At 63.6% G+C, this 20,777-nt stretch carries 13 protein-coding genes; all 13 read right to left on the minus strand.

Features of this window, described 5'->3' with window-relative positions; translation table 11 throughout:
* Positions 1-123 precede the first annotated feature (123 nt).
* Entirely contained in the window at positions 124-2,169 is a 2,046-nt protein-coding gene (locus ACM43_RS28055; RefSeq protein ID WP_271544517.1) for an ABC transporter ATP-binding protein, read from the minus strand.
* A 134-nt stretch (positions 2,170-2,303) separates the two neighbouring features.
* A complete protein-coding gene (locus ACM43_RS28060) occupies positions 2,304-4,358 on the minus strand; it encodes an FAD-dependent oxidoreductase (RefSeq protein WP_271544519.1) in 2,055 nt (684 codons plus the stop codon).
* Positions 4,359-4,551: 193 nt separating this feature from the next.
* Positions 4,552-8,748, minus strand: coding sequence for a DNA-directed RNA polymerase subunit beta' (gene rpoC / locus ACM43_RS28065; RefSeq protein ID WP_036011015.1), 4,197 nt, complete (start codon positions 8,746-8,748; stop codon positions 4,552-4,554).
* A 129-nt stretch (positions 8,749-8,877) separates the two neighbouring features.
* Entirely contained in the window at positions 8,878-13,002 is a 4,125-nt protein-coding gene (gene rpoB, locus ACM43_RS28070; RefSeq protein WP_158668572.1) for a DNA-directed RNA polymerase subunit beta, read from the minus strand.
* 481 nt (positions 13,003-13,483) lie between these two features.
* Positions 13,484-13,864: a 50S ribosomal protein L7/L12 gene (rplL, locus tag ACM43_RS28075; RefSeq protein ID WP_036027614.1), complete on the minus strand. Its 381-nt coding sequence runs from the start codon at positions 13,862-13,864 to the stop codon at positions 13,484-13,486.
* 54 nt (positions 13,865-13,918) lie between these two features.
* Complete coding sequence (rplJ, locus tag ACM43_RS28080) at positions 13,919-14,437, minus strand: 50S ribosomal protein L10 (RefSeq protein WP_036010998.1); 519 nt, start codon at positions 14,435-14,437, stop codon at positions 13,919-13,921.
* A 584-nt stretch (positions 14,438-15,021) separates the two neighbouring features.
* Positions 15,022-15,975, minus strand: a complete 954-nt coding sequence (locus ACM43_RS28085; protein ID WP_271544523.1) for a 2-hydroxyacid dehydrogenase — start codon at positions 15,973-15,975, stop codon at positions 15,022-15,024.
* Between the two features lie 90 nt (positions 15,976-16,065).
* Complete coding sequence (gene rplA / locus ACM43_RS28090) at positions 16,066-16,758, minus strand: 50S ribosomal protein L1 (protein ID WP_025037003.1); 693 nt, start codon at positions 16,756-16,758, stop codon at positions 16,066-16,068.
* 6 nt (positions 16,759-16,764) lie between these two features.
* Positions 16,765-17,193: a 50S ribosomal protein L11 gene (gene rplK, locus ACM43_RS28095; protein ID WP_011088164.1), complete on the minus strand. Its 429-nt coding sequence runs from the start codon at positions 17,191-17,193 to the stop codon at positions 16,765-16,767.
* A 129-nt stretch (positions 17,194-17,322) separates the two neighbouring features.
* On the minus strand, positions 17,323-17,877 hold the full coding sequence (nusG, locus tag ACM43_RS28100; RefSeq protein ID WP_018647229.1) for a transcription termination/antitermination protein NusG: 555 nt from the start codon (positions 17,875-17,877) through the stop codon (positions 17,323-17,325).
* Positions 17,877-18,068 carry a preprotein translocase subunit SecE gene (gene secE, locus ACM43_RS28105; protein ID WP_007611620.1) on the minus strand — a complete coding sequence of 64 codons (192 nt, stop codon included), beginning with the start codon at positions 18,066-18,068 and terminating at the stop codon, positions 17,877-17,879. Before secE ends, nusG begins: the two co-directional genes overlap by 1 nt.
* A 329-nt stretch (positions 18,069-18,397) precedes the next feature.
* Positions 18,398-19,666 (minus strand): class I SAM-dependent methyltransferase, encoded by a 1,269-nt coding sequence (locus ACM43_RS28110; protein ID WP_157280563.1) that lies wholly within the window; start codon positions 19,664-19,666, stop codon positions 18,398-18,400.
* Positions 19,667-19,748: 82 nt separating this feature from the next.
* A complete protein-coding gene (locus ACM43_RS28115) occupies positions 19,749-20,765 on the minus strand; it encodes a lysylphosphatidylglycerol synthase transmembrane domain-containing protein (RefSeq protein WP_271544526.1) in 1,017 nt (338 codons plus the stop codon).
* Positions 20,766-20,777 lie beyond the last annotated feature (12 nt).

Below are 20,777 nucleotides of genomic sequence, written 5' to 3' on the forward strand. Positions count from 1 at the left end.
AGAAACGCGGCGTCGCGGCGGCCGAACGCCTTGCATCAGAGAATCGACGAGTCGGCGCTGAACCGCGCGTTGCCTGTGAGACGAGACGATCAGACGCGGCCCCTCGAAGCTGACCGCCCGCGGTTACTCCTCCTCGTCGTCCTCATCGTCATCGAGGTCTTCGTCCTCGTCGTCATCATCGCGGTCGGCGTCGGCGTGAGCTGCCGCGGCATGGGACTGGTGGATCTGGTCGTTCCACAGCTTGCGATAGGTGCCATTCTTGGCGAGCAGCTCGGCATGGGAACCGCGCTCGATCGCCCTGCCCCCTGAAATCACGATGATCTCGTCCATCTCGACCACCGAGGTCAGGCGGTGGGTCGACCAGATCATGGTGCGACCCTTGGCGACCCTGAGCAGCGTACGGTTGATCGCAGCCTCGGTGGTCTGGTCCAGCGCCGAGGTGGCTTCGTCCAACAGCAGCACGGAGGGGTTACGGATGATCGCGCGCGCGATCGCGATGCGCTGGCGCTGGCCGCCCGACAGTGTGTCGCCGCGCTCGCCGACCGGCGTGTCGTAGCGCTGCGGCAGGCTCATGATGTAGCGGTGGATCTCGGCCTTCTTGGCCGCCTCCTCCACCTCCTCGTCGGTTGCGCCCTCCTTGCCGAGCCGGATGTTCTCGCGGATCGACATGTTGAACAGCATGTTCTCCTGGAACACCACCGCCATGCTCCGGCGCAGCGAGTCCAGCGTCACCTTGCGGACGTCGACGCCGTCGATGGTGACGCGGCCTTCGTCGGGCACGTAGAGCCGCAGGATCAGATTGAGCAGCGTGCTCTTGCCGGAGCCGCTCGGACCGACGATCGCGATGCGCTTGCCGGCATCGAGCTTGAGGCTGAGATTGTCCAGCACCGGCGTCTGACTGCCCTCGTACTGGAAAGTGACGTGATCGAAGGTAATGTCGTGGGTGATGCGCGGCAGATCGGGCGCGCCCGGGCGATCGGCGCTGCGGGTCGGCTCGTCGAGCAATTCCTGGATGTGGCGGATCGCAGCGGCCGAGGAGATCGACACCGGGATGAAATGCATCACATGGGCGATGTTGTAGGAGACCTCCCAGAACGCGCTCTCGAAGGTGACGAAGGTGCCGATGGTGATATGGCCCTTGGTCGCCAGATACGCGCCGATCGCGAGCACCACAAGGTGCAGGAGGAGCACCGAGATGGTGACGGTCCGCTCCACCATGGTCGAGAGGAATGTGGCCGAGGCCATCTTGTTGCGGGTCTCGTCGTTGCGCAACCGGAAGAAGCCGAACATCTTGCGTTGCAGGCTGAACGCCTTGATGACCGCCTGGGCGGCCACGTTCTCCTGGACTTGGCCCAGCAACGCCGATTCATTGAGCTTCTGTTCGTAATTGGCCTGCACCGCCTTCGGCGTCAGGATCCGCGGGCCGATCAGCGTGATCGGGAACACCAGCAGCGCGACGACGGCGAGCTGCCAGTTGAGGAACAGCATCAGGATGATGCCGGCGATCAGCTCCAGGAACGGCAGCGCGGCACTGTTGGCGAACGTCTTGACCGAGCCTTCGAAGGCCGAGAGATCGACCGAGAAGCGCGATAGGATCTCGCCGCGCCTGGTGCGGCCGAAATAGGCGGCGGGCAGGTCCTGGACGTGCTCGAACAGGCGTTTGCGAACATCGGAGATGACGCAAGCGGCGAGTCGCGCGTCCCAGCGTTCGTACCAGACCGCAACGATCGAGGTGAAGATGCCGGCGACGGCGAGCACGCCGAGGATCTTGTAGAGCGCTTGAAAATCCTCCTCGCCGAGCGCATCGTCGATCAGGAACTTGAGGCTGAGCGGCATGATGACGTTGAACAACGTCTCGACCACGACGCCGAATGCCACGAATGACAGCATCCGCTTGTAGTTGGAGAGATAGGGCTTGACGAACCCGACAATGGTCGCAAGGGCCCCGGCGGCTTCGCGCGCGGTAAAGACGACGAGGTCCTCGTCCTCATCGTCCTCGTCGAGCTCCAGCTCGTCATCCCCCTCGTCTTCGGCGTCCTCGTCGTCCTTGAGATCCGGCTTGGCAGCGTCGGCGAGCTTGCCATCGAGCCCGGCCGCCTCCTCCGCGGCGAGCTTCTGTTGATCGGGAGATAGAGGCTTGTCGCCAGGCAAGAAAGGCTTGGATGCCATGAAACCAACCGATGCTGACGGCCGGCATGACCGCAGAGAACGCAGGAAATAGCGGCAACCGCTATTGCACCGATTTTATGCGATCAAGATGAATTCGGCAAAACAATTGGCGGATTCGGTTGGCGTCCCCCAGGCTAGTCCTCGTCCTCGACCTTGTCGAAGAAGGAATAGCGCAAGCTGTCCGCGTCGGCGTACCACTGCCCCGGCCCCTTGTTGGCGGCGAGCGTCGCCTCCCACAGCGCATCGGTGCAATCCTTGCGGTGCATCGACAGGTCGAAGCCGTTGCCGAAAAACAGTTCGGACCATTCCCACCAGGTGCCGAGCTTCTTGACTCCGCGCAAGAGGTCGTAGCGGTCGATCAATGCCGGCGCCATGTCCGAGGTGATGGAGCCGAACACGAGGCCGGTCTTGACCACGCGGTTGAGCTCGCGGATCGCGCGGACCACTTGCTTCGGGGAAACGTGGCAGAGGCTGGTCTCGAACACGAAGTCGAACGTGCCGTCCTTGAACGGCATGTCGGTGATCGTGCCGAGCTTGTTGTACTTCTTCAGCGATTTCGGCGTCCTGGCGTGGATCGCGCGGTTGTTCTCGATTCCCCATGCATCGATGCCGCGATCGCGCAGGGCGCCGACCAGTTCGCCGCTGGCGGAGCCCGCGACCAGCAGCTTGGCGCCCGCCGCCCTGCCCCAGACAATGCCAATCAGCGTCGTCAGGTAGTCGGGATCGGTGAAGTGCCGCCACGCCTGGTGATAGGGGCCGAGACCGCGATAATTCTCGAAATATTTGCGATCGATCTTGTCCGAGAGCGGCTTGTCGTCCTGCGCGCGCTGGCGGCGCAGGCGCATCATCTCGGTCAGGATGATGTCGGTCGCCGCGTCCGAGGAATCGAGCAGGCCGTTGAGCGTCGAATCGAACAGATAGTCGCCAACCACCACGATGCCGGGGTGCTCCTTCGGCTCGGGCCGGTGATTGGTCATGACGTCGCGCGCGGGCAAACCACCAGGCAGCGCGTTCACCGAGGACAGCCAGCGGTGGATCTTGCCTTCCATGAAGTGCAGACGCGCATCGCCGAGAGAAGCCGGCAGCGATTTCAGGGCGGCCTCGATCAGCTCCTGGTCCGACAGATTGGCAAAAGCCAGCGCATCGGAGCCGGGAATGAGCCAGTTCAGAACACCATGCTTGCCGACGTCGTGACGTGCGCCCTCGTTGTAGACGCAGCAGCCGCCGAAGGCTTCCGACATGAACCAGGCGCCCGGAATCTTGTCGCCCCAGAACGGCTCGTCGAACAGGATCGAGACGCGCAGATAGTGCGCGGGCCGGTCGAAATAGGCGACGTGCTTGACCATCGACCTGCGCAGCTGCTCGCCCTCCCACCCGAGAGTGGCGAGCCAGGAATGCGGCAGGCAGACCAGCACGAGATCGAAGTCACGGGTCTCCGGCCCCTTGCCGTTCATCATCTTGAGCTGATACCGGCCGGTCGGCGCCTTGCCGACGGTGAGCACGCGGTGATTGAGCTGGATGTCGGCATTGACTTCCGACTGCAGGCATTCGATCAGCTGCTCGTTGCCGTTCTGGATGGAATAGAGGCCGATATAGCCGTCGACGTCCATCAGATAGTTCTTAAGCGCGTTGAGCCCGTTGGTGTTGTGGCTCTCGGTCGCGATGTCGGAACGCGCCATCACCTTGAAGAAGCGCTTTGCGGTGATGTCCTCGACCTCCTCGTCGAGCACCTGCTCGGCGGTCTTGTAGGCCCAGGGATGTTCGTTGTCGTGCGCGCCGACGCCCTCGTAATATTCCACCGGCGACATCACCTCGGCGCAGCGCTTGCGGAAGGCTTCGATCGCGGCGGCAGTCTTGGCGCCGTATTTGCGGCGCATGCCGGGAACGTCGTTGAGCAGCTCACCGCCGAACTGCACCTGCTCGGCATCCATCGGAATGGTCTGAAGGCCGAAATGCTGGATCAGCTCGCGCAGAGGATCCGGGCCTGTCATGGAGTAGTCGTAGATCTCGGCAACGCCGGCCTCGTACATCGCGGGCGCCGAATCGAACTTGCGGGTGACGATCTTGCCGCCGAGCCTGTCGGAGGCCTCGTAGATGGTGACGCGGCAGAGGTCGCCGAGCTTGCGCTTCAGGTACCAGGCGCTCATCAGCCCGCCGGGGCCGCCGCCTACGATTGCGAGATCAAGCATGAAAGTTCCGTGGTCTTCCGGCCCTGCCCCCTTGGCGGGACCACCGGTCTAAGGCGCCATAGCACAAGCGCTTTTGCGGCTGAAGGAAAGATGAACAAAGGTTGATCCCGCATCGCAACAAGCAAACAAAGCAGCAAAAAGGCCGGCGAAAGCCGGCCTTTTCATTGTCCTCGGTATTCCTACGGATGACCGATCATTCCGCCGGCGGCAGCGCAGGAAGCTCGGCTTCCGGCGCCGGCGACACGACGGCGGCCTGCTTCTCGCGCTCGTCCAGGATCAGCTTGTCGCGCTTCATGGCGACTTCGCGGATCTTGGCCATGGAGGCGCCGGTGCCCGCCGGGATCAGCCGGCCGACGATGACGTTCTCCTTGAGGCCTTCGAGCGGGTCGATCTTGCCGTTGACCGCCGCCTCGGTGAGGACGCGGGTGGTCTCCTGGAACGATGCCGCCGAGAAGAAGGAGCGGGTCTGGAGGCTCGCCTTGGTGATGCCGAGCAGAACCGGCGTTCCCGTGGCGGGCTTCTTGCCCTCTTCCTTGGCCTTCACGTTGAGCGCGTCGAACTCGATCTTGTCGACCTGCTCGCCGGAGATCATGTCCGTGTCGCCCTGGTCGGTGATTTCCACCTTCTGGAGCATCTGACGGACAATCACCTCGATGTGCTTGTCGTTGATGAGCACGCCCTGAAGCCGGTAGACCTCCTGAATCTCGTTGACCAGATAGGCCGCGAGCTCCTCGATGCCCTTGACCGCGAGGATGTCGTGCGGCGCCGGGTTGCCTTCCACGATGAAGTCGCCCTTTTCGACGACGTCGCCGTCCTGAAGGTGGATGTGCTTGCCCTTCGGGATCAGGTACTCGCGCGGCTCGTCGGTCTTGTCCATCGGCTCGATCGAGATGCGACGCTTGTTCTTGTAGTCGCGCCCGAACCGGATGGTGCCCGCGATTTCGGCGATGATCGCCGCATCCTTCGGGCGCCGAGCCTCGAACAGTTCCGCCACCCGCGGCAGACCGCCGGTGATGTCACGCGTCTTGGCGCTTTCGGTCGAGACACGGGCGAGGATGTCGCCCGGCTGGACCTTGGCTCCGATGTCGACCGAGAGAATGGCGTCGACCGACAGCATGTAGCGGGCATCGCCGCCACGGGCGAGCTTGAGCACCTTGCCGTCCTTGCCCTTGACCACGATGGCCGGACGCAGGTCCGAGCCGCCGCGCGTCGAGCGCCAGTCGATGACCACACGCTTGGCGATACCGGTGGCCTCGTCGAGCGTTTCCGAGATCGACTGCCCCTCGACCAGATCCTCGAAGCCAATGGTTCCTTCGACCTCGGTGAGCAGCGGACGGGTGTAGGGATCCCACTCGACGATGCGCTGGCCGCGCTTGACCATGTCGCCCTCGTCGACGTGCAGACGCGAACCGTACTGGATCCGGTGCGTCGCACGCTCGGTGCCGTCGGCATCGACGATCGCGACAACCATGTTGCGCACCATCGCGATAAGGTGACCTTCGCTGTTGCGGGCGATGGCCTTGTTCCTGATCACGATCTTGCCGTCGAAGTTGGCTTCGACGAAGGACTGCTCGTTGAGCTGCGCCGCACCGCCGATGTGGAAGGTGCGCATGGTGAGCTGGGTGCCCGGCTCGCCGATCGACTGCGCCGCGATGACGCCAACCGCTTCGCCGTGGTTGACCGGCGTGCCGCGGGCGAGGTCGCGGCCGTAGCACTTGCCGCAGATGCCGTTGACGAGCTCGCAGGTCAGCGCCGAGCGGATCTTCACCTCCTGGATGCCGGCCTGGTGGATGGCATCCACGTGGCTCTCTTCCATCAGCGTATCGCGCTTGACGATCACCTGGCCCGAGCTGTCACGCACGTCTTCGCAGGCCGTGCGTCCGAGGATGCGCGAGCCGAGCGAGGCGACCACGGTACCGGCGTCGACGATGGCGCGCATCTTGATGCCGAGCTTGGTGCCGCAGTCGCTCTGCGTGATGATGCAGTCCTGCGCCACGTCGACGAGACGACGGGTCAGGTAGCCGGAGTTCGCGGTCTTCAACGCGGTGTCCGCGAGGCCCTTGCGGGCGCCGTGGGTCGAGTTGAAGTACTCGAGCACCGAGAGGCCTTCCTTGAAGTTCGAGATGATCGGCGTCTCGATGATCTCGCCCGACGGCTTGGCCATCAGGCCGCGCATGCCGGCGAGCTGGCGCATCTGGGCCGGCGAACCGCGGGCACCGGAGTGAGCCATCATGTAGATCGAGTTGATGTCGGCGTCGGCTCCGCTCGCCGTCTTCTTGGTGGCGGAGATCTCCTTCATCATCGCCTTGGCGATTTCTTCCGTGGCCTTCGACCAGGCGTCGACGACCTTGTTGTACTTCTCGCCATGGGTGATCAGGCCGTCGTTGTACTGCTGCTCGAAATCCTTCGCCAGCGTACGGGTGGTGTCGACGATCTTCCACTTGCCGTGCGGCACGACCATGTCGTCCTTGCCGAACGAGATGCCGGCCTTGAACGCGTTGTAGAAGCCGAGCGCCATGATGCGGTCGCAGAAGATCACCGTCTCCTTCTGGCCGCAGTGGCGGTAGACCTGGTCGATGACGCCGGAGATCTCGCGCTTGGTCATCAGCTTGTTGATGATCTCGTAGGAGATGCGCGGGTTCTTCGGCAGCAGATTGCCGAGCATGACGCGGCCGGCGGTGGTCTCGATCCAGCGCTTGGAGACCTTGCCGGTCTCGTCCATGCCTTCCCACCGGTACTTGATCTTGGTGTGGAGGTGGATGACCTTCGCGTGCAGCGCATGCTCGAGCTCGGCCATGTCGCCGAACACCTTGCCCTCGCCGGGCAGGCCTTCGCGCATGATCGAGACGTAGTACAGACCGAGCACGATGTCCTGCGACGGCACGATGATCGGCTGGCCGTTCGCCGGATGCAGGATGTTGTTGGTCGACATCATCAGGACGCGCGCTTCCAGCTGCGCTTCGAGCGACAGCGGAACGTGCACGGCCATCTGGTCGCCGTCGAAGTCGGCGTTGAACGCGGAGCAGACCAGCGGGTGAAGCTGGATCGCCTTGCCCTCGATCAGCACGGGCTCGAATGCCTGAATGCCGAGGCGGTGCAGCGTCGGTGCGCGGTTGAGCAGCACTGGATGCTCGCGGATCACCTCGTCCAGGATGTCCCAGACCTCGGGCCGCTCCTTCTCGACCAGCTTCTTGGCCTGCTTCACGGTGGTGGACAGGCCCTTGGCGTCGAGCCGCGAATAGATGAACGGCTTGAACAGCTCGAGCGCCATCTTCTTCGGCAGGCCGCACTGATGCAGGCGCAGCTCGGGACCGACCACGATCACCGAACGGCCCGAATAGTCGACGCGCTTGCCGAGCAGGTTCTGGCGGAAGCGGCCCTGCTTGCCCTTGAGCATGTCGGCGAGCGACTTCAGCGGACGCTTGTTGGCGCCGGTGATGACGCGGCCGCGGCGGCCGTTGTCGAACAGCGCATCGACCGCTTCCTGAAGCATGCGCTTCTCGTTGCGGATGATGATGTCGGGCGCGCGCAGCTCCATCAGCCGCTTCAAGCGGTTGTTGCGGTTGATGACGCGGCGATAGAGGTCGTTGAGATCAGAGGTCGCGAAACGGCCGCCGTCCAGCGGCACCAGCGGACGCAGGTCCGGCGGAATCACCGGGATCACGGTCATGATCATCCATTCCGGCTTGTTGCCGGAATGGCGGAACGCTTCCACGATCTTCAGACGCTTGGCGAGCTTCTTGTGCTTGATGTCGGAGTCGGTCTCCTGCATCTCGGCACGCAGCGAGGCCTCGAGCTTCTCGAGGTCCATGCCCTTGAGCAGCTCGCGGATCGCCTCGGCGCCGATCATGGCGGTGAAGCTGTCCTGGCCGTACTCGTCCTGCGCCTTCAGATACTCGTCTTCCGACAGCAGCTGACGGTCCTTCAGCGCGGTGAGGCCCGGCTCGAGCACGACGTAATATTCGAAGTAGAGGATCCGCTCGAGATCCTTCAGCGTCATGTCGAGCAGGAGGCCGATGCGCGAGGGCAGCGACTTCAGGAACCAGATGTGCGCGACGGGAGCTGCGAGCTCGATATGGCCCATACGCTCGCGCCGGACGCGCGACAGCGTGACCTCGACCGAGCACTTCTCGCAGATGATGCCCTTATACTTCATGCGCTTGTACTTGCCGCACAAGCACTCGTAGTCCTTGATCGGCCCGAAGATGCGGGCGCAGAACAGGCCGTCGCGCTCGGGCTTAAAGGTACGATAGTTGATGGTCTCCGGCTTCTTGATCTCGCCGTAGGACCAGGACAGAATCTTCTCTGGAGACGCGATCGAGATCCGGATCTGGTCGAAGACCTGAGCCGGCGTCGTCGGGTTGAAGAGATTCATAATTTCTTGGTTCATCGTCTTCTCCTCGCGTGCCGGTCGCCTCCGGCCGCAAATTCGAAAATCACTTCTGCATGGCGCCCTGCCCTCAAGGCCTCAGGCGGGGCGCCGATGCCCGGCCGCGAAGGCCGGGCATGACAGGTCGAACTACTCGGCCGCTTCCGACGTCGGCGCCGGTCCCATCTTGGAGTTGTGCAGATCGACGTTGAGGCCGAGCGAGCGCATTTCCTTGACCAGCACGTTGAACGATTCCGGAATACCGGCCTCGAACGTGTCGTCGCCGCGCACGATCGCCTCGTACACCTTGGTACGGCCGGCGACGTCGTCCGACTTCACCGTCAGCATCTCCTGGAGCGTGTACGCCGCGCCGTAAGCCTCGAGCGCCCACACCTCCATTTCGCCGAAGCGCTGGCCGCCGAACTGCGCCTTGCCGCCCAGCGGCTGCTGGGTGACGAGCGAGTACGGACCGATCGAACGCGCATGGATCTTGTCGTCGACCAGATGGTGCAGCTTGAGCATGTAGATGTAGCCCACCGTCACCTTGCGATCGAACGGATCGCCGGTGCGGCCGTCATAGACCGTCGACTGACCCGAAGCGTCGAGACCGGCGAGCTTCAGCATCTCCTCGATATCGGCTTCCTTGGCACCGTCGAAAACCGGGGTTGCGATCGGCACGCCGCGGCTGAGGTTATGGCCGAGTTCGAGCAGCTCGTTGTCGTTGAGCGACTTGATCGTCTCGTCCTCGCCGTAGACCTTCTTCAAGGTCTCCTTCAGCGGCTTGATGTCCTGCTTCGACAGGTACGCATCGACAGTCTGGCCAATACGCTTGCCGAGGCCGGCGCAGGCCCAGCCGAGATGGGTCTCGAGGATCTGTCCGACGTTCATGCGCGAAGGCACGCCGAGCGGATTGAGCACGATGTCGGCATGCGTGCCGTCTTCGAGGAACGGCATGTCCTCGATCGGCACGATCTTCGACACCACGCCCTTGTTGCCGTGGCGGCCGGCCATCTTGTCGCCGGGCTGGATCTTGCGCTTCACCGCGACGAAGACCTTGACCATCTTCATCACGCCGGGCGGCAATTCGTCACCGCGCTGAAGCTTCTCGACCTTGTCGAGGAAGCGCTGTTCGAGCCCCTTCTTCGACTCGTCGTACTGCTTCCGCATGGCCTCGATCTCGGCCATCAGCTTGTCGTTCGGCGAAGCGAACAGCCACCATTGCGACTTCGGATACTCCTCGAGCACCGCACGGGTGATCTTGGTGTCCTTCTTGAAGCCCTTGGGACCTGCAATGCCCTGCCGCCCCTCGAGCAGCTCGGCAAGACGGTTGTAGACGTTACGGTCCAGGATCGCCTGCTCGTCGTCGCGGTCCTTGGCGAGGCGCTCGATCTCCTCCCGCTCGATCGCCAGCGCACGCTCATCCTTGTCGACGCCGTGGCGGTTGAACACGCGCACTTCGACGATGGTGCCCTGCACGCCTGGGGGAACGCGCAGCGAGGTGTCGCGGACGTCGGAGGCCTTCTCGCCGAAGATGGCGCGCAGCAGCTTCTCTTCCGGCGTCATCGGGCTTTCGCCCTTCGGCGTGATCTTGCCGACCAGGATGTCGCCGGCGCGCACTTCCGCGCCGATGTAGACGATACCGGCTTCGTCGAGGTTCTTCAGCGCTTCTTCCGAGACGTTCGGAATGTCGCGGGTGATTTCCTCAGGTCCGAGCTTGGTGTCGCGGGCCATCACCTCGAACTCCTCGATGTGGATCGAGGTGAAGACGTCCTCCTTCACGATCCGCTCGGAGAGCAGGATCGAGTCTTCGAAGTTGTAGCCGTTCCACGGCATGAACGCGACCAGCACGTTGCGACCGAGCGCGAGCTCGCCGAGATCGGTCGAGGGACCGTCGGCGATGATGTCGCCCTTCTTGACGACGTCGCCGACCTTCACCAGCGGACGCTGGTTGATGCAGGTCGACTGGTTGGAGCGCTGGTACTTCATGAGGCGGTAGATATCGACGCCCGACTTGGTCGGATCGAGATCTTCCGTGGCGCGGATGACGACGCGGGTCGCGTCGATCTGGTCGATCACGCCCGAACGGCGCGCCGCGATCGCAGCGCCCGAGTCGCGGGCAACCACGCCCTCCATGCCGGTGCCAACGAACGGCGCCTCGGCGCGAACCAGCGGCACCGCCTGGCGCTGCATGTTCGAGCCCATCAGCGCGCGGTTGGCGTCGTCGTTCTCGAGGAACGGGATTAGCGCCGCGGCGACCGAAACGAGCTGCTTCGGCGACACGTCCATGTAGTCGACCTTGTCGGGCGTCATCGGCACGACGTCGCGGGTGCCACTCGAGCGGCAGACCACGAGGTCTTCGGTGAAGCGGCCCTTGGCGTCGACCGGCACGTTGGCCTGCGCCACGGAATAGCGCCCTTCCTCCATCGCCGACAGGTACACGACCTCGTCGGTGACACGGCCATCCTTGACCTTGCGATACGGCGTCTCGACGAAGCCGTACTTGTTCACGCGCGCGAAGGTCGCAAGCGAGTTGATCAGGCCGATGTTCGGACCTTCCGGCGTCTCGATCGGGCAGATGCGGCCGTAATGCGTCGGATGCACGTCGCGCACCTCGAAGCCGGCGCGCTCGCGGGTGAGACCGCCCGGTCCGAGCGCCGAGAGGCGGCGCTTGTGGGTGATCTCGCTGAGCGGGTTGGTCTGGTCCATGAACTGCGACAGCTGCGAGGAGCCGAAGAACTCGCGCACCGCGGCGGCCGCCGGCTTGGCGTTGATCAGGTCCTGCGGCATGACCGTGTCGATGTCGACCGAGGACATGCGCTCCTTGATCGCGCGCTCCATGCGCAACAGGCCGATGCGGTACTGGTTCTCCATGAGCTCGCCGACCGAACGCACGCGGCGGTTGCCGAGATGGTCGATGTCGTCGATCTCGCCCTTGCCGTCGCGCAGATCCACCAGCGTCTTGATGACGGAGAGGATGTCCTCCTTGCGCAGCGTGCGCTGGGTATCGGGCGCATCGAGGTCGAGGCGCATGTTCATTTTGACGCGGCCGACCGCGGAGAGGTCGTAGCGCTCGGCGTCGAAGAACAGCGACTGGAACATGGCCTGCGCCGATTCCAGCGTCGGCGGCTCGCCCGGACGCATCACGCGGTAGATGTCGAACAGCGCGTCCTCGCGCGTCATGTTCTTGTCGGCCGAGAGCGTGTTGCGGATGTAGGGGCCGACATTGACGTGGTCGATGTCGAGCAGCGGCAGCTCTTTGTAGCCCTGCTCGTTGAGCGCCTTCATCAGCTTGTCGGTGATCTCTTCACCGGCCTCGGCGTGGATCTCACCGGTCTTGGGGTTGACGAGATCCTCGGCGACGTAATTGCCGACCAGCTCCTCGTCGGCCATGCGCAGCGCCTTCAGCCCCTTCTCCTGGAGCTGGCGGGCGGCGCGGACGGTGAGCTTCTTGCCGGCCTCGAGCACGACCTTGCCGGTATCGGCATCGATCAGGTCGTTGACCGTGGAGTAGCCGCGGAAGCGGTTGGCGTCGAACGGAACGCGCCAGCCTTCCTTGGTCCGCTTGTAGAGAATCTTCTTGTAGAACGTGGACAGGATCGCCTCGCCGTCGAGGCCGAGGGCGAACATCAGCGACGTCACCGGAATCTTGCGGCGACGGTCGATACGCGCATAGACGATGTCCTTGGCGTCGAACTCGATGTCGAGCCAGGAGCCGCGGTACGGGATGACGCGGGCGGCGAACAGCAGCTTGCCCGAGGAATGGGTCTTGCCCTTGTCGTGGTCGAAGAACACGCCGGGCGAACGGTGCATCTGCGAGACGATGACGCGCTCGGTGCCGTTGACGATGAAGGTGCCGTTCATCGTCATGAGCGGGATGTCGCCCATGTAGACGTCCTGCTCCTTGATGTCCTTCACCGACTTCGCGCCGGTTTCCTCGTCGATATCGAACACGATGAGGCGCAGCGTCACCTTGAGGGGCGCAGCGAAGGTCATGCCGCGCTGGCGGCACTCGTCGACGTCGTATTTCGGCTGCTCGAACTCGTAGCGGACGAATTCCAGCATCGAGGTGCCGGAGAAGTCGGAGATCGGAAACACCGAGCGGAACACCGCCTGCAGACCCTCGTCGAGACGTCCGCCCTGGGGTTCGTCCACCATCAGGAACTGGTCATAGGACGCCTTCTGAACCTCGATGAGGTTCGGCATCTCGGCGACTTCCTTGATGTGTCCGAAGAACTTGCGAACGCGTTTGCGACCGGTGAATGTCTGCTGCGCCATCGTGGCCTCTCATTTTCGTCGCCCGCCCTGGGCGCACCGTCCGGACCGCGGCTGCCACCGCTTTCCGGGTTGAATTTTCGAACCCGTCTTGGGGGGCCGGAGACGCAGTTTCAGGCGCCGATGTCCTGAATCTGTTCTTCAGACCTTCAAAACGCAAAACGACGCGCGGGGCGCAGATGCGCGCCCGCCCGTCACAACGATCATCTTCACGGACTGCAAAAGCCCGAAATAGCCTGCTCTCCCAACGGCTTACAGGGAAATCCGGCATCCCTGCCACCGCGCTTTCGTGCTGCCGACCCGATATGGGGCGACAATAGTGCAGATTCGAGGGTCAAACCCTCAAATCCCCACACTTTTTCGTGTTTGGCCTGCGTCGGATCGTTCCGTCGCACGCCTTTTGCATTCCGGTCCACCCTCTCGAAGGGGGACTAGGATCCGGGCAGAGCTGTTGCCTGCCCGGGATCCCGCCAGTAAGCAGTGCTTACTTGAGCTCGACCTTGGCGCCAGCCTTCTCGAGCTGGGCCTTGATCTTGTCGGCTTCGTCCTTGTTCACGCCTTCCTTCAGCGGCTTCGGAGCACCCTCGACGAGGTCCTTTGCTTCCTTCAGGCCGAGACCGGTGATGGCGCGGACTTCCTTGATGACCTCGATCTTCTTGTCGCCGGCGCTGGCGAGAACGACCGTGAACTCGGTCTTCTCTTCCGCCGGAGCGGCAGCACCGCCGCCGCCAGCAGCCGGGCCGGCCACGGCGACAGCCGCGGCAGCCGAAACGCCCCACTTCTCTTCGAGGAGCTTCGCGAGTTCGGCAGCTTCGAGCACGGTCAGGCTCGAGAGGTCGTCAACGATCTTCTGCAGGTCAGCCATTGTTCAGTTTCCTTAACTGTAAGTCTGGTTCGGGTTTGAGTTTTGCGAAGGGCGTCAGGCCGCTTCGCCCTTTGAGGCATGAGCCTGGATGACGCGCGCGAGCTTGCCCGCGGGCGCGTTGGCGAGCTGGGCCAGCTTGGTCGCCGGGGCCACGATGAGGCCGACGATCTTGCCGCGCAGTTCGTCAAGCGACGGCAGCGAGGCAAGCGCCTTCACGCCGTCGACATTCAGGACGGTCTTCCCCATCGATCCGCCGACGATGACGAACTTTTCGTTCGCCTTGGCGAATTCGATGGCGACCTTTGGCGCCGCTACCGGATCGTTCGAAGTCGCGATCACGGTCGGCCCCTTCAGCATGGGACCGATGGCAACGACGTCAGTGCCTTCAAGAGCAATTTTGGCGAGACGGTTCTTCGAGACCTTCACCGCGGCACCCGCCTGCTTCATCTGCTGGCGCAGCTTCTGCATCTGGGCGACGGTGAGGCCGGAATATTGAGCAACGATCGCGACGCTCGTGGTCTTGAAGACCTCGTTGAGCTGTTCGACCGCTTCTTTTTTTGCCGCTCGTTCCACAGCAAGCTCTCTCCGGTTGGCGGTCATCGCGAGAAGCGGGACCGCCGGGTTGCACCCATCGTCCCGCCCAAACCTGAACCTCCGGGCCAAAAAACCCATCGGACACGCCGGGCAAGACGACAATTCAAAGCCTGCCCTCCGGGAGCCAAAGGGCCCACGGCGTGTCGAGGTCCGAACCAGACCCGTTTCGCAAAACCAGCCCTTAAAAAGCTGGATGCGAAGTGAATCCGGTCTTCACCCGTCTATGCAGGCCATGCGATTAAGCCGTTGAGGAATCGAAATTCCCCGCGGGCGCCTGCAGTCTTGGACAGGACGAGGTCAGCCGGCGAACCGCCCGACCTCTGCTCGCATCCCTGCCAAAAGACGGATCTTCCTTCCTTTTCGGGCAAATCCTCACGGACGTCCTGAAAAGGAATGATCTCCTGTCGTGTCGGTTTTCGGAATGCGTGCACGAACGCGCCAGCCGAGGCCGGCACGTCCGGAGGCGGTTCTTTAACCGCTCGGAGCCTGCTTGCCAAGAGCAAAATTCACACCAGTTCCAATCGATTGGCGGTTGGGCTTGAGATGGCCCAACAAGGGCCGATTCAGGCTGATTTGACCCGATACGGCAGCGGTTTGCCCTCGAAGAACGCGGTCAGGTTGGCCAGCACGCAGTTCTGCATGGCGACGTGCGAATCCAGGGTGTGGCCGCCGATGTGCGGGGCGAACACCACGTTGGGGAGTTCGGTCAGGGCGTCAGGCGCGTGCGGTTCCTTTTCGAAGACGTCGAGGCCCGCCCCCGCGATGGTCTTGTCGGTGAGCGCCGCGACCAGCGCCTTCTCGTCGATGACGGAGCCGCGGGAGATGTTGACGACGTAGCCCTCCGCCCCGAGGCGTCTGAGGATATCGGCGTTGACGACATGCTGGGTCTCGGCCCCTGCCCGCACCGCGATCATCAGGACGCTGCACCAATCGGCGAGCGCCTCCAGAGTCGGAAAGTACTGATAGGGCAGATCGTACCGAGTGCGGCTGAAATAGCCGACCTCGCTCTCGAAAGCAGCACAGCGCGCGGCGATCTTGCGGCCGATCTCACCCATGCCGTAGATGCCGATGCGGCGGCCGGGCATGCCGGCCTGGGGACGCATCATCGGCGACTGTTTCGAGGCCGCCCAATCGCCGCTGCGGACATATTGGTCGGCCACCAAAATCCGCCGGGTCGTCGCCAGCATCAAGGTCATCGCGATGTCGGCGACGGAAGCCGCATTGGCACCGGGGCTGTGACCGACCGCGATGTTCCGGCTGGCCGCCGCCTTCAGGTCGACGCCATCATAGCCAGTCCCATAGCAGACGATGGCGCCGAGATTCGGAAACAGGTCCATCGCCTCCGCACCGAGTGGCGAGCCGCCAGCAGTCAGCAGTGCGCGGATGCCGCCCAGCTCCTCCGCCGGAAACACCTCCCGCACGGGCTTGCCGCCGGTGTCGAGCAGCTCGAACCGCTCGGCGAAGCGCGCCATCATCGACTTGGGAAAGCGCGAGTAGATCAGGACCTTGTCAGCCATTGTTGTTGTTTCCGAAGAGCGCCGCCACAAACGACGAGGGGCGGAATCGGTCACCCGATCCCGCCCCTCGCCTCATGCAATTTCCAAACCTCAGCCGAGAATGGTGCCCGGCTCGACCTTCACGCCCGGGCCCATCGTCGAGGACACCGCAACGCGCTGGATGTAGGTGCCCTTGGAACCGGCCGGCTTCGCCTTGGAGACAGCGTCAGCCAGAGCCTTGATGTTCTCGACCAGCTTCTCCTCGGAGAACGAGGCCTTGCCAACGCCGGCCTGCAGGATGCCGGCCTTCTCGACGCGGAACTCGACCGAGCCGCCCTTGGCGCCCTTCACCGCACCGGTGACGTCCATGGTCACGGTACCGATCTTCGGGTTCGGCATCAGACCGCGCGGGCCCAGCACCTTACCGAGGCGGCCGACCAGCGGCATCATGTCGGGGGTGGCGATACAGCGGTCGAAATCGATCGTGCCGTTCTGCACCTTCTCGACCAGGTCCTCGGCGCCGACGACGTCGGCACCGGCGGCCTTGGCTTCATCGGCCTTGGCGCCGCGGGCGAACACGCCGACGCGGAGCGTACGGCCGGTGCCGTTCGGCAGGGTCACGACACCGCGGACCATCTGGTCGGCGTGACGCGGATCGACGCCGAGATTGATCGCGACCTCGATGGTCTCGTCGAACTTCGCTTTCGCGCGTTCCTTGACCATCTTGATGGCGTCCGCGAGCGGGTAAAGCTTTTCGCGGTCAATGCCTTCGCGGGCTTTGTTCAAACGCTTTCCGATTGCCATGGCCGCTTACCCCGCAACTTCCAGACCCATCGAACGGGCCGAGCCCTCGACCATCTTCATGGCCGATTCGATGGTGTCGCAATTCAAGTCCTTCATCTTCTTTTCGGCGATCTCGCGCACCTGCGCCTTGGTCACCTTGCCGGCCTTGTCACGGCCCGGCGCCTTCGAGCCGGACTGGATCTTTGCAGCCTGCTTGAGGAAGTAGGACATCGGCGGCGTCTTCATCTCGAAGGTGAAGGAACGGTCCGCATAGATGGTGATGATCACCGGGATCGGGGTGTTCTTCTCTTCCTTCTGGGTCTGGGCGTTGAACGCCTTGCAGAACTCCATGATGTTGAGACCGCGCTGACCGAGCGCGGGACCGATCGGGGGCGAGGGATTCGCCGCACCGGCCGGGACCTGAAGCTTCAGGTATCCGGTCACTTTCTTTGCCATGTATCACTCCTGTTGTGCCGGCAGGACCGGCGGTTTCAGGTTCGTGGTCTGGGTGGGATGCGGCTGGCAACCGCCCCTCCCTCCCACGGCCTCTTGTTGCGCGAGACCGAAGCCTCCCGCGTTACCCGATCAGACCTTCTCGACCTGACCGAATTCCAGCTCGACCGGCGTCGCGCGGCCGAAGATCGACACGGCGACCTTCACACGCGAGCGCGCCTCGTCGATTTCCTCGACCACACCCGAGAACGAGGCGAACGGGCCATCGGCCACGCGCACGTTCTCGCCGATCTCGAACGACACCGACGCCTTCGGCCGTTCCACGCCCTCCTGCACCTGGTGCAGGATGCGCATGGCCTCGGCTTCCGAGATCGGCATCGGCTTGTTCTCGGCGCCGAGGAAGCCCGTGACCTTCGGCGTGTTCTTGATCAGATGGAACGCCTCGTCGGTCAGCTTCATCTTCACCAGCACGTAGCCGGGGAAGAACTTGCGCTCGGCGTCGATCTTGCGGCCGCGGCGCACTTCCGTGACCTTCTCGGTTGGAACCAGCACCAGCTCGAACAGCTCCTCGAGCCCGCGCTGCTTGGCCTGCTCGCGGATCGATTCGGCGACCTTCTTCTCGAAGTTCGAATAGGCGTGGACGATGTACCAGCGCTTGTCGGACACTTGAGCGGTTGCTGTTGCCATCAGTGAATGCCCAGGAGGAAGGTGATGAGGTAGCGGATGATCTGATCGGCGGCGAAGAAGAAGATCGAGGCCACGGCGACCATCACGAACACCATGATGGTGGTGATCGTGGTCTCACGGCGGGTCGGCCAGGTGACCTTGGCAGTCTCCGAGCGCACTTCCTGCAAGAACTTGAACGGGCTGACTGCCATCGCTTGAGGTCCAACGTCCGTCGACAGACGCAAATGAATTTCAGGGATCCGAACAGCCGCCGTTGGCTCAGCCCTCTGTCTCGAAGGATGAGCCGGAAACCGGGCTCGATTGTTCGGGGATTTCAAGGCCGCGCCGGAAATCCGCGTCTAACGGGCCGGCTGCGAGTGCGGGGTATCTACTGCGGATGCGGCCAAAGGTCAAGGTATAGAGAGGTCGCGCCAGCAGGCCGCCCTTCCCCGGACGCCCGTGCAGAAGCCATGCGGATCAAGGACTTGTCGACCGCCCGGAACGCGCCATCCCCGGCAAGGCTATCGGGAGCCGGCAGCCGTCAGTCGGCCCGGTCGACCATGGAAATCCCCGGCAGCGGCACCACGAACTTCCCGCCTTCGGCGAAATAGCGGGCGTGCTTGGCCCGGATCGGGTCGACATAGCGCCAGGCGAAGACCACGACGAACGCCGGCTTGCGCTCGTAGAGGGCGGCAGGCGGCAGGATCGGGATGTCATAGCCGGGGCCGGCCATCACCTTCCCCTTGTTGGGATCGTCGTCCACGAGGAAGTCGATCTTGTTCTCCAGGCCGAACTGCGGCAGCAGGGTCGTGGTGCCCACGGAGACGCCATAGCCGGCGACCAGCTGACCGCGCGCATGGGCGGCATCGGCCATCGCGACCAATTCGTCGCGGATGGCGGCGATCCTCTTCACATAGGGCGCGTAATAAGCCGGCTGATCGACACCGAGCCGCTCCTCTTCGGCAACGAAACGCGCGACCTCTGCCGACGGTTTCTTGGCGCCGCCGGCGCGCTGCACGGTCACGCGGATCGAACCGCCCTTGGTCCAGATGTGCTGGACGTCGATCAGCTCCATGCCCAGCCGGGCGAAGAAACGGATCAGCGGCTTGATGTTAAAATACGACAGATGCTCGTGATAGACGGTATCGAGCAGGTTCTTCTCGGTGACGTCGACGCCGTATTGCGTTTCGAAGACGAACAATCCGTCCGGTGCGAGCACGTCGCGAACCCCGATCACCAGCGGATCCAGATTGTCGACATTGGCGATCATGTTGTTGGCGATCACGACGCTCGCCGCGCCATGGCTCTGCAGGATGCGGCGACCAACGGCATCGGTGAAGAAATCGCCGATGGTCTCGATGCCCGCCTCCGTGGCGCGCCGCGCGATGTCGACGGCGGGATCAACACCCAGCACCCGCATCCCCCGCTCCTTGAAGAAGCCGAGCAGCGATCCGTCATTGCTGCCGAGTTCGACCACCAGCGAACCCGGCGCAATGCCGAAACGGCTGACGACGTCGTCGGCATAGGTAGCGAAATGCTCGCGCAAGCCGAGCGAGAGCGAGGTGGTATAGACGTAGTTTCGGTACTGGATCTCCGGATTGCCGACATGGAGGATCTGGAGGTGGCCGCAGTCCCGGCACAGATGCAGCGCCATCGGCACCGCAGCGCGGAAAACGGGATCGTCGACGCTGGCGTTCGGCACCTGGAAGTTCGGCGTGCCGATCGGCATGCCTGCCATCGGGACGACCAGCTCTTGCTTGTCGGAATGACAGAGGCGGCAAGTATTGCGGACGTAGAACAGGTTTTTCATCGTGCAACCGAAGAATGAGATACGCGCGCGAGTGGGATAATCCCACCCTGTGAAGACCAGATCGGCAACGGGCTCAAGCGGGTCATGGGTGGCTCGAGGCCTCGTTGCCCAGCCCGTAGCTGGGCGCGTCCTCCGCTGCCTTGGCCACCTTGTCGGCCGAATACGAGCCGCGCTCCGGACTTGCCAGCCAGATTACGCCACCGACGAGCCCGATGATCACGCTGATGGCGCCCAGCAGGAGCGATACCGACAGCGCCTGCTCGGACGACACACCCGCCAGACCCAGGCAGGCGACCATCGCTCCCTCGCGAACGCCCCAGCCGCTGATCGAGATGGGGACCGCCGTCAACAGCACCACCGGCGGAATCAGGATGCCGGCATCGAGGACAGAGAGCTGCGCTCCGACACCGCGCGCCAAGGTGTAGCAGGCCGCGGCGGTGACGAGATGGATGAGGAGCGCCGATCCGAACAGCAGCGCACGGCGCTCGGACTGCAGGAGCAAAAACCTGACCAGCGTTCCGAACCGCACGAAGCTCGCGATCGCGGGAAGCGCGATCAAGCGTTTCGGCAGACGGTCCAGCGTCAACAGGACCAGCGTACCGGCGACGCCGGCCACCGTCAGTCCGCCGATCGCCAGGATCGCAGCGTGATTCGACACGCGCGACAGCAGAAACGGCAATCCGGCCACCATCAGCACGACCAGTCCGATCAATGCCGTGAAGCGGTCGGCTGCAACGCCCTTGACCGCCTCCGGCCACTGCACGCCGCGTTGGCGCAGTAGCCAGATCCGCACCGCGTCACCGCCGACCGATGACGGCAACACCTGATTGAACCAGAGGCTGGTCATCAGTATCCGCCAGCCGGCGAGCCAATCCAGCGACACGCCGAGCGCGCGCATGATCAGCTCCCACCGGCCGTTGAGCACGAAGGTCTGGACGAAGATCAGCGCAAGCGCGACGACGAACAGGACCGGATCGACCGAGACGAGATGGTCGCGCAGCTGGCGCAGGTCGAGGCCACGCGCGATGTAGACCAGCACGGCGATCGACAGCAGCAGCTTCACCGAAAACAGGGCCGCATGCTTGAATCGCGACTGCATCGGATGCCCGCC

This window comes from Bradyrhizobium sp. CCBAU 45321 (assembly GCF_028128975.1).
Taxonomy (GTDB): domain Bacteria; phylum Pseudomonadota; class Alphaproteobacteria; order Rhizobiales; family Xanthobacteraceae; genus Bradyrhizobium; species Bradyrhizobium yuanmingense.

Excerpts from the sequence above, each read along its gene's own strand:
- rpoC (WP_036011015.1), bottom strand. The coding sequence starts at position 8,748 with ATGAACCAAGAAATTATGAATCTCTTCAACCCGACGACGCCGGCTCAG.
- rplL (WP_036027614.1), bottom strand. The coding sequence starts at position 13,864 with ATGGCTGACCTGCAGAAGATCGTTGACGACCTCTCGAGCCTGACCGTG.
- secE (WP_007611620.1), bottom strand. The coding sequence starts at position 18,068 with ATGGCAGTCAGCCCGTTCAAGTTCTTGCAGGAAGTGCGCTCGGAGACT.
- ACM43_RS28115 (WP_271544526.1), bottom strand. The coding sequence starts at position 20,765 with ATGCAGTCGCGATTCAAGCATGCGGCCCTGTTTTCGGTGAAGCTGCTG.
- rplA (WP_025037003.1), bottom strand. The coding sequence starts at position 16,758 with ATGGCAATCGGAAAGCGTTTGAACAAAGCCCGCGAAGGCATTGACCGC.
- rpoB (WP_158668572.1), bottom strand. The coding sequence starts at position 13,002 with ATGGCGCAGCAGACATTCACCGGTCGCAAACGCGTTCGCAAGTTCTTC.
- rplK (WP_011088164.1), bottom strand. The coding sequence starts at position 17,193 with ATGGCAAAGAAAGTGACCGGATACCTGAAGCTTCAGGTCCCGGCCGGT.
- ACM43_RS28055 (WP_271544517.1), bottom strand. The coding sequence starts at position 2,169 with ATGGCATCCAAGCCTTTCTTGCCTGGCGACAAGCCTCTATCTCCCGAT.
- ACM43_RS28085 (WP_271544523.1), bottom strand. The coding sequence starts at position 15,975 with ATGGCTGACAAGGTCCTGATCTACTCGCGCTTTCCCAAGTCGATGATG.
- ACM43_RS28060 (WP_271544519.1), bottom strand. The coding sequence starts at position 4,358 with ATGCTTGATCTCGCAATCGTAGGCGGCGGCCCCGGCGGGCTGATGAGC.
- ACM43_RS28110 (WP_157280563.1), bottom strand. The coding sequence starts at position 19,666 with ATGAAAAACCTGTTCTACGTCCGCAATACTTGCCGCCTCTGTCATTCC.
- nusG (WP_018647229.1), bottom strand. The coding sequence starts at position 17,877 with ATGGCAACAGCAACCGCTCAAGTGTCCGACAAGCGCTGGTACATCGTC.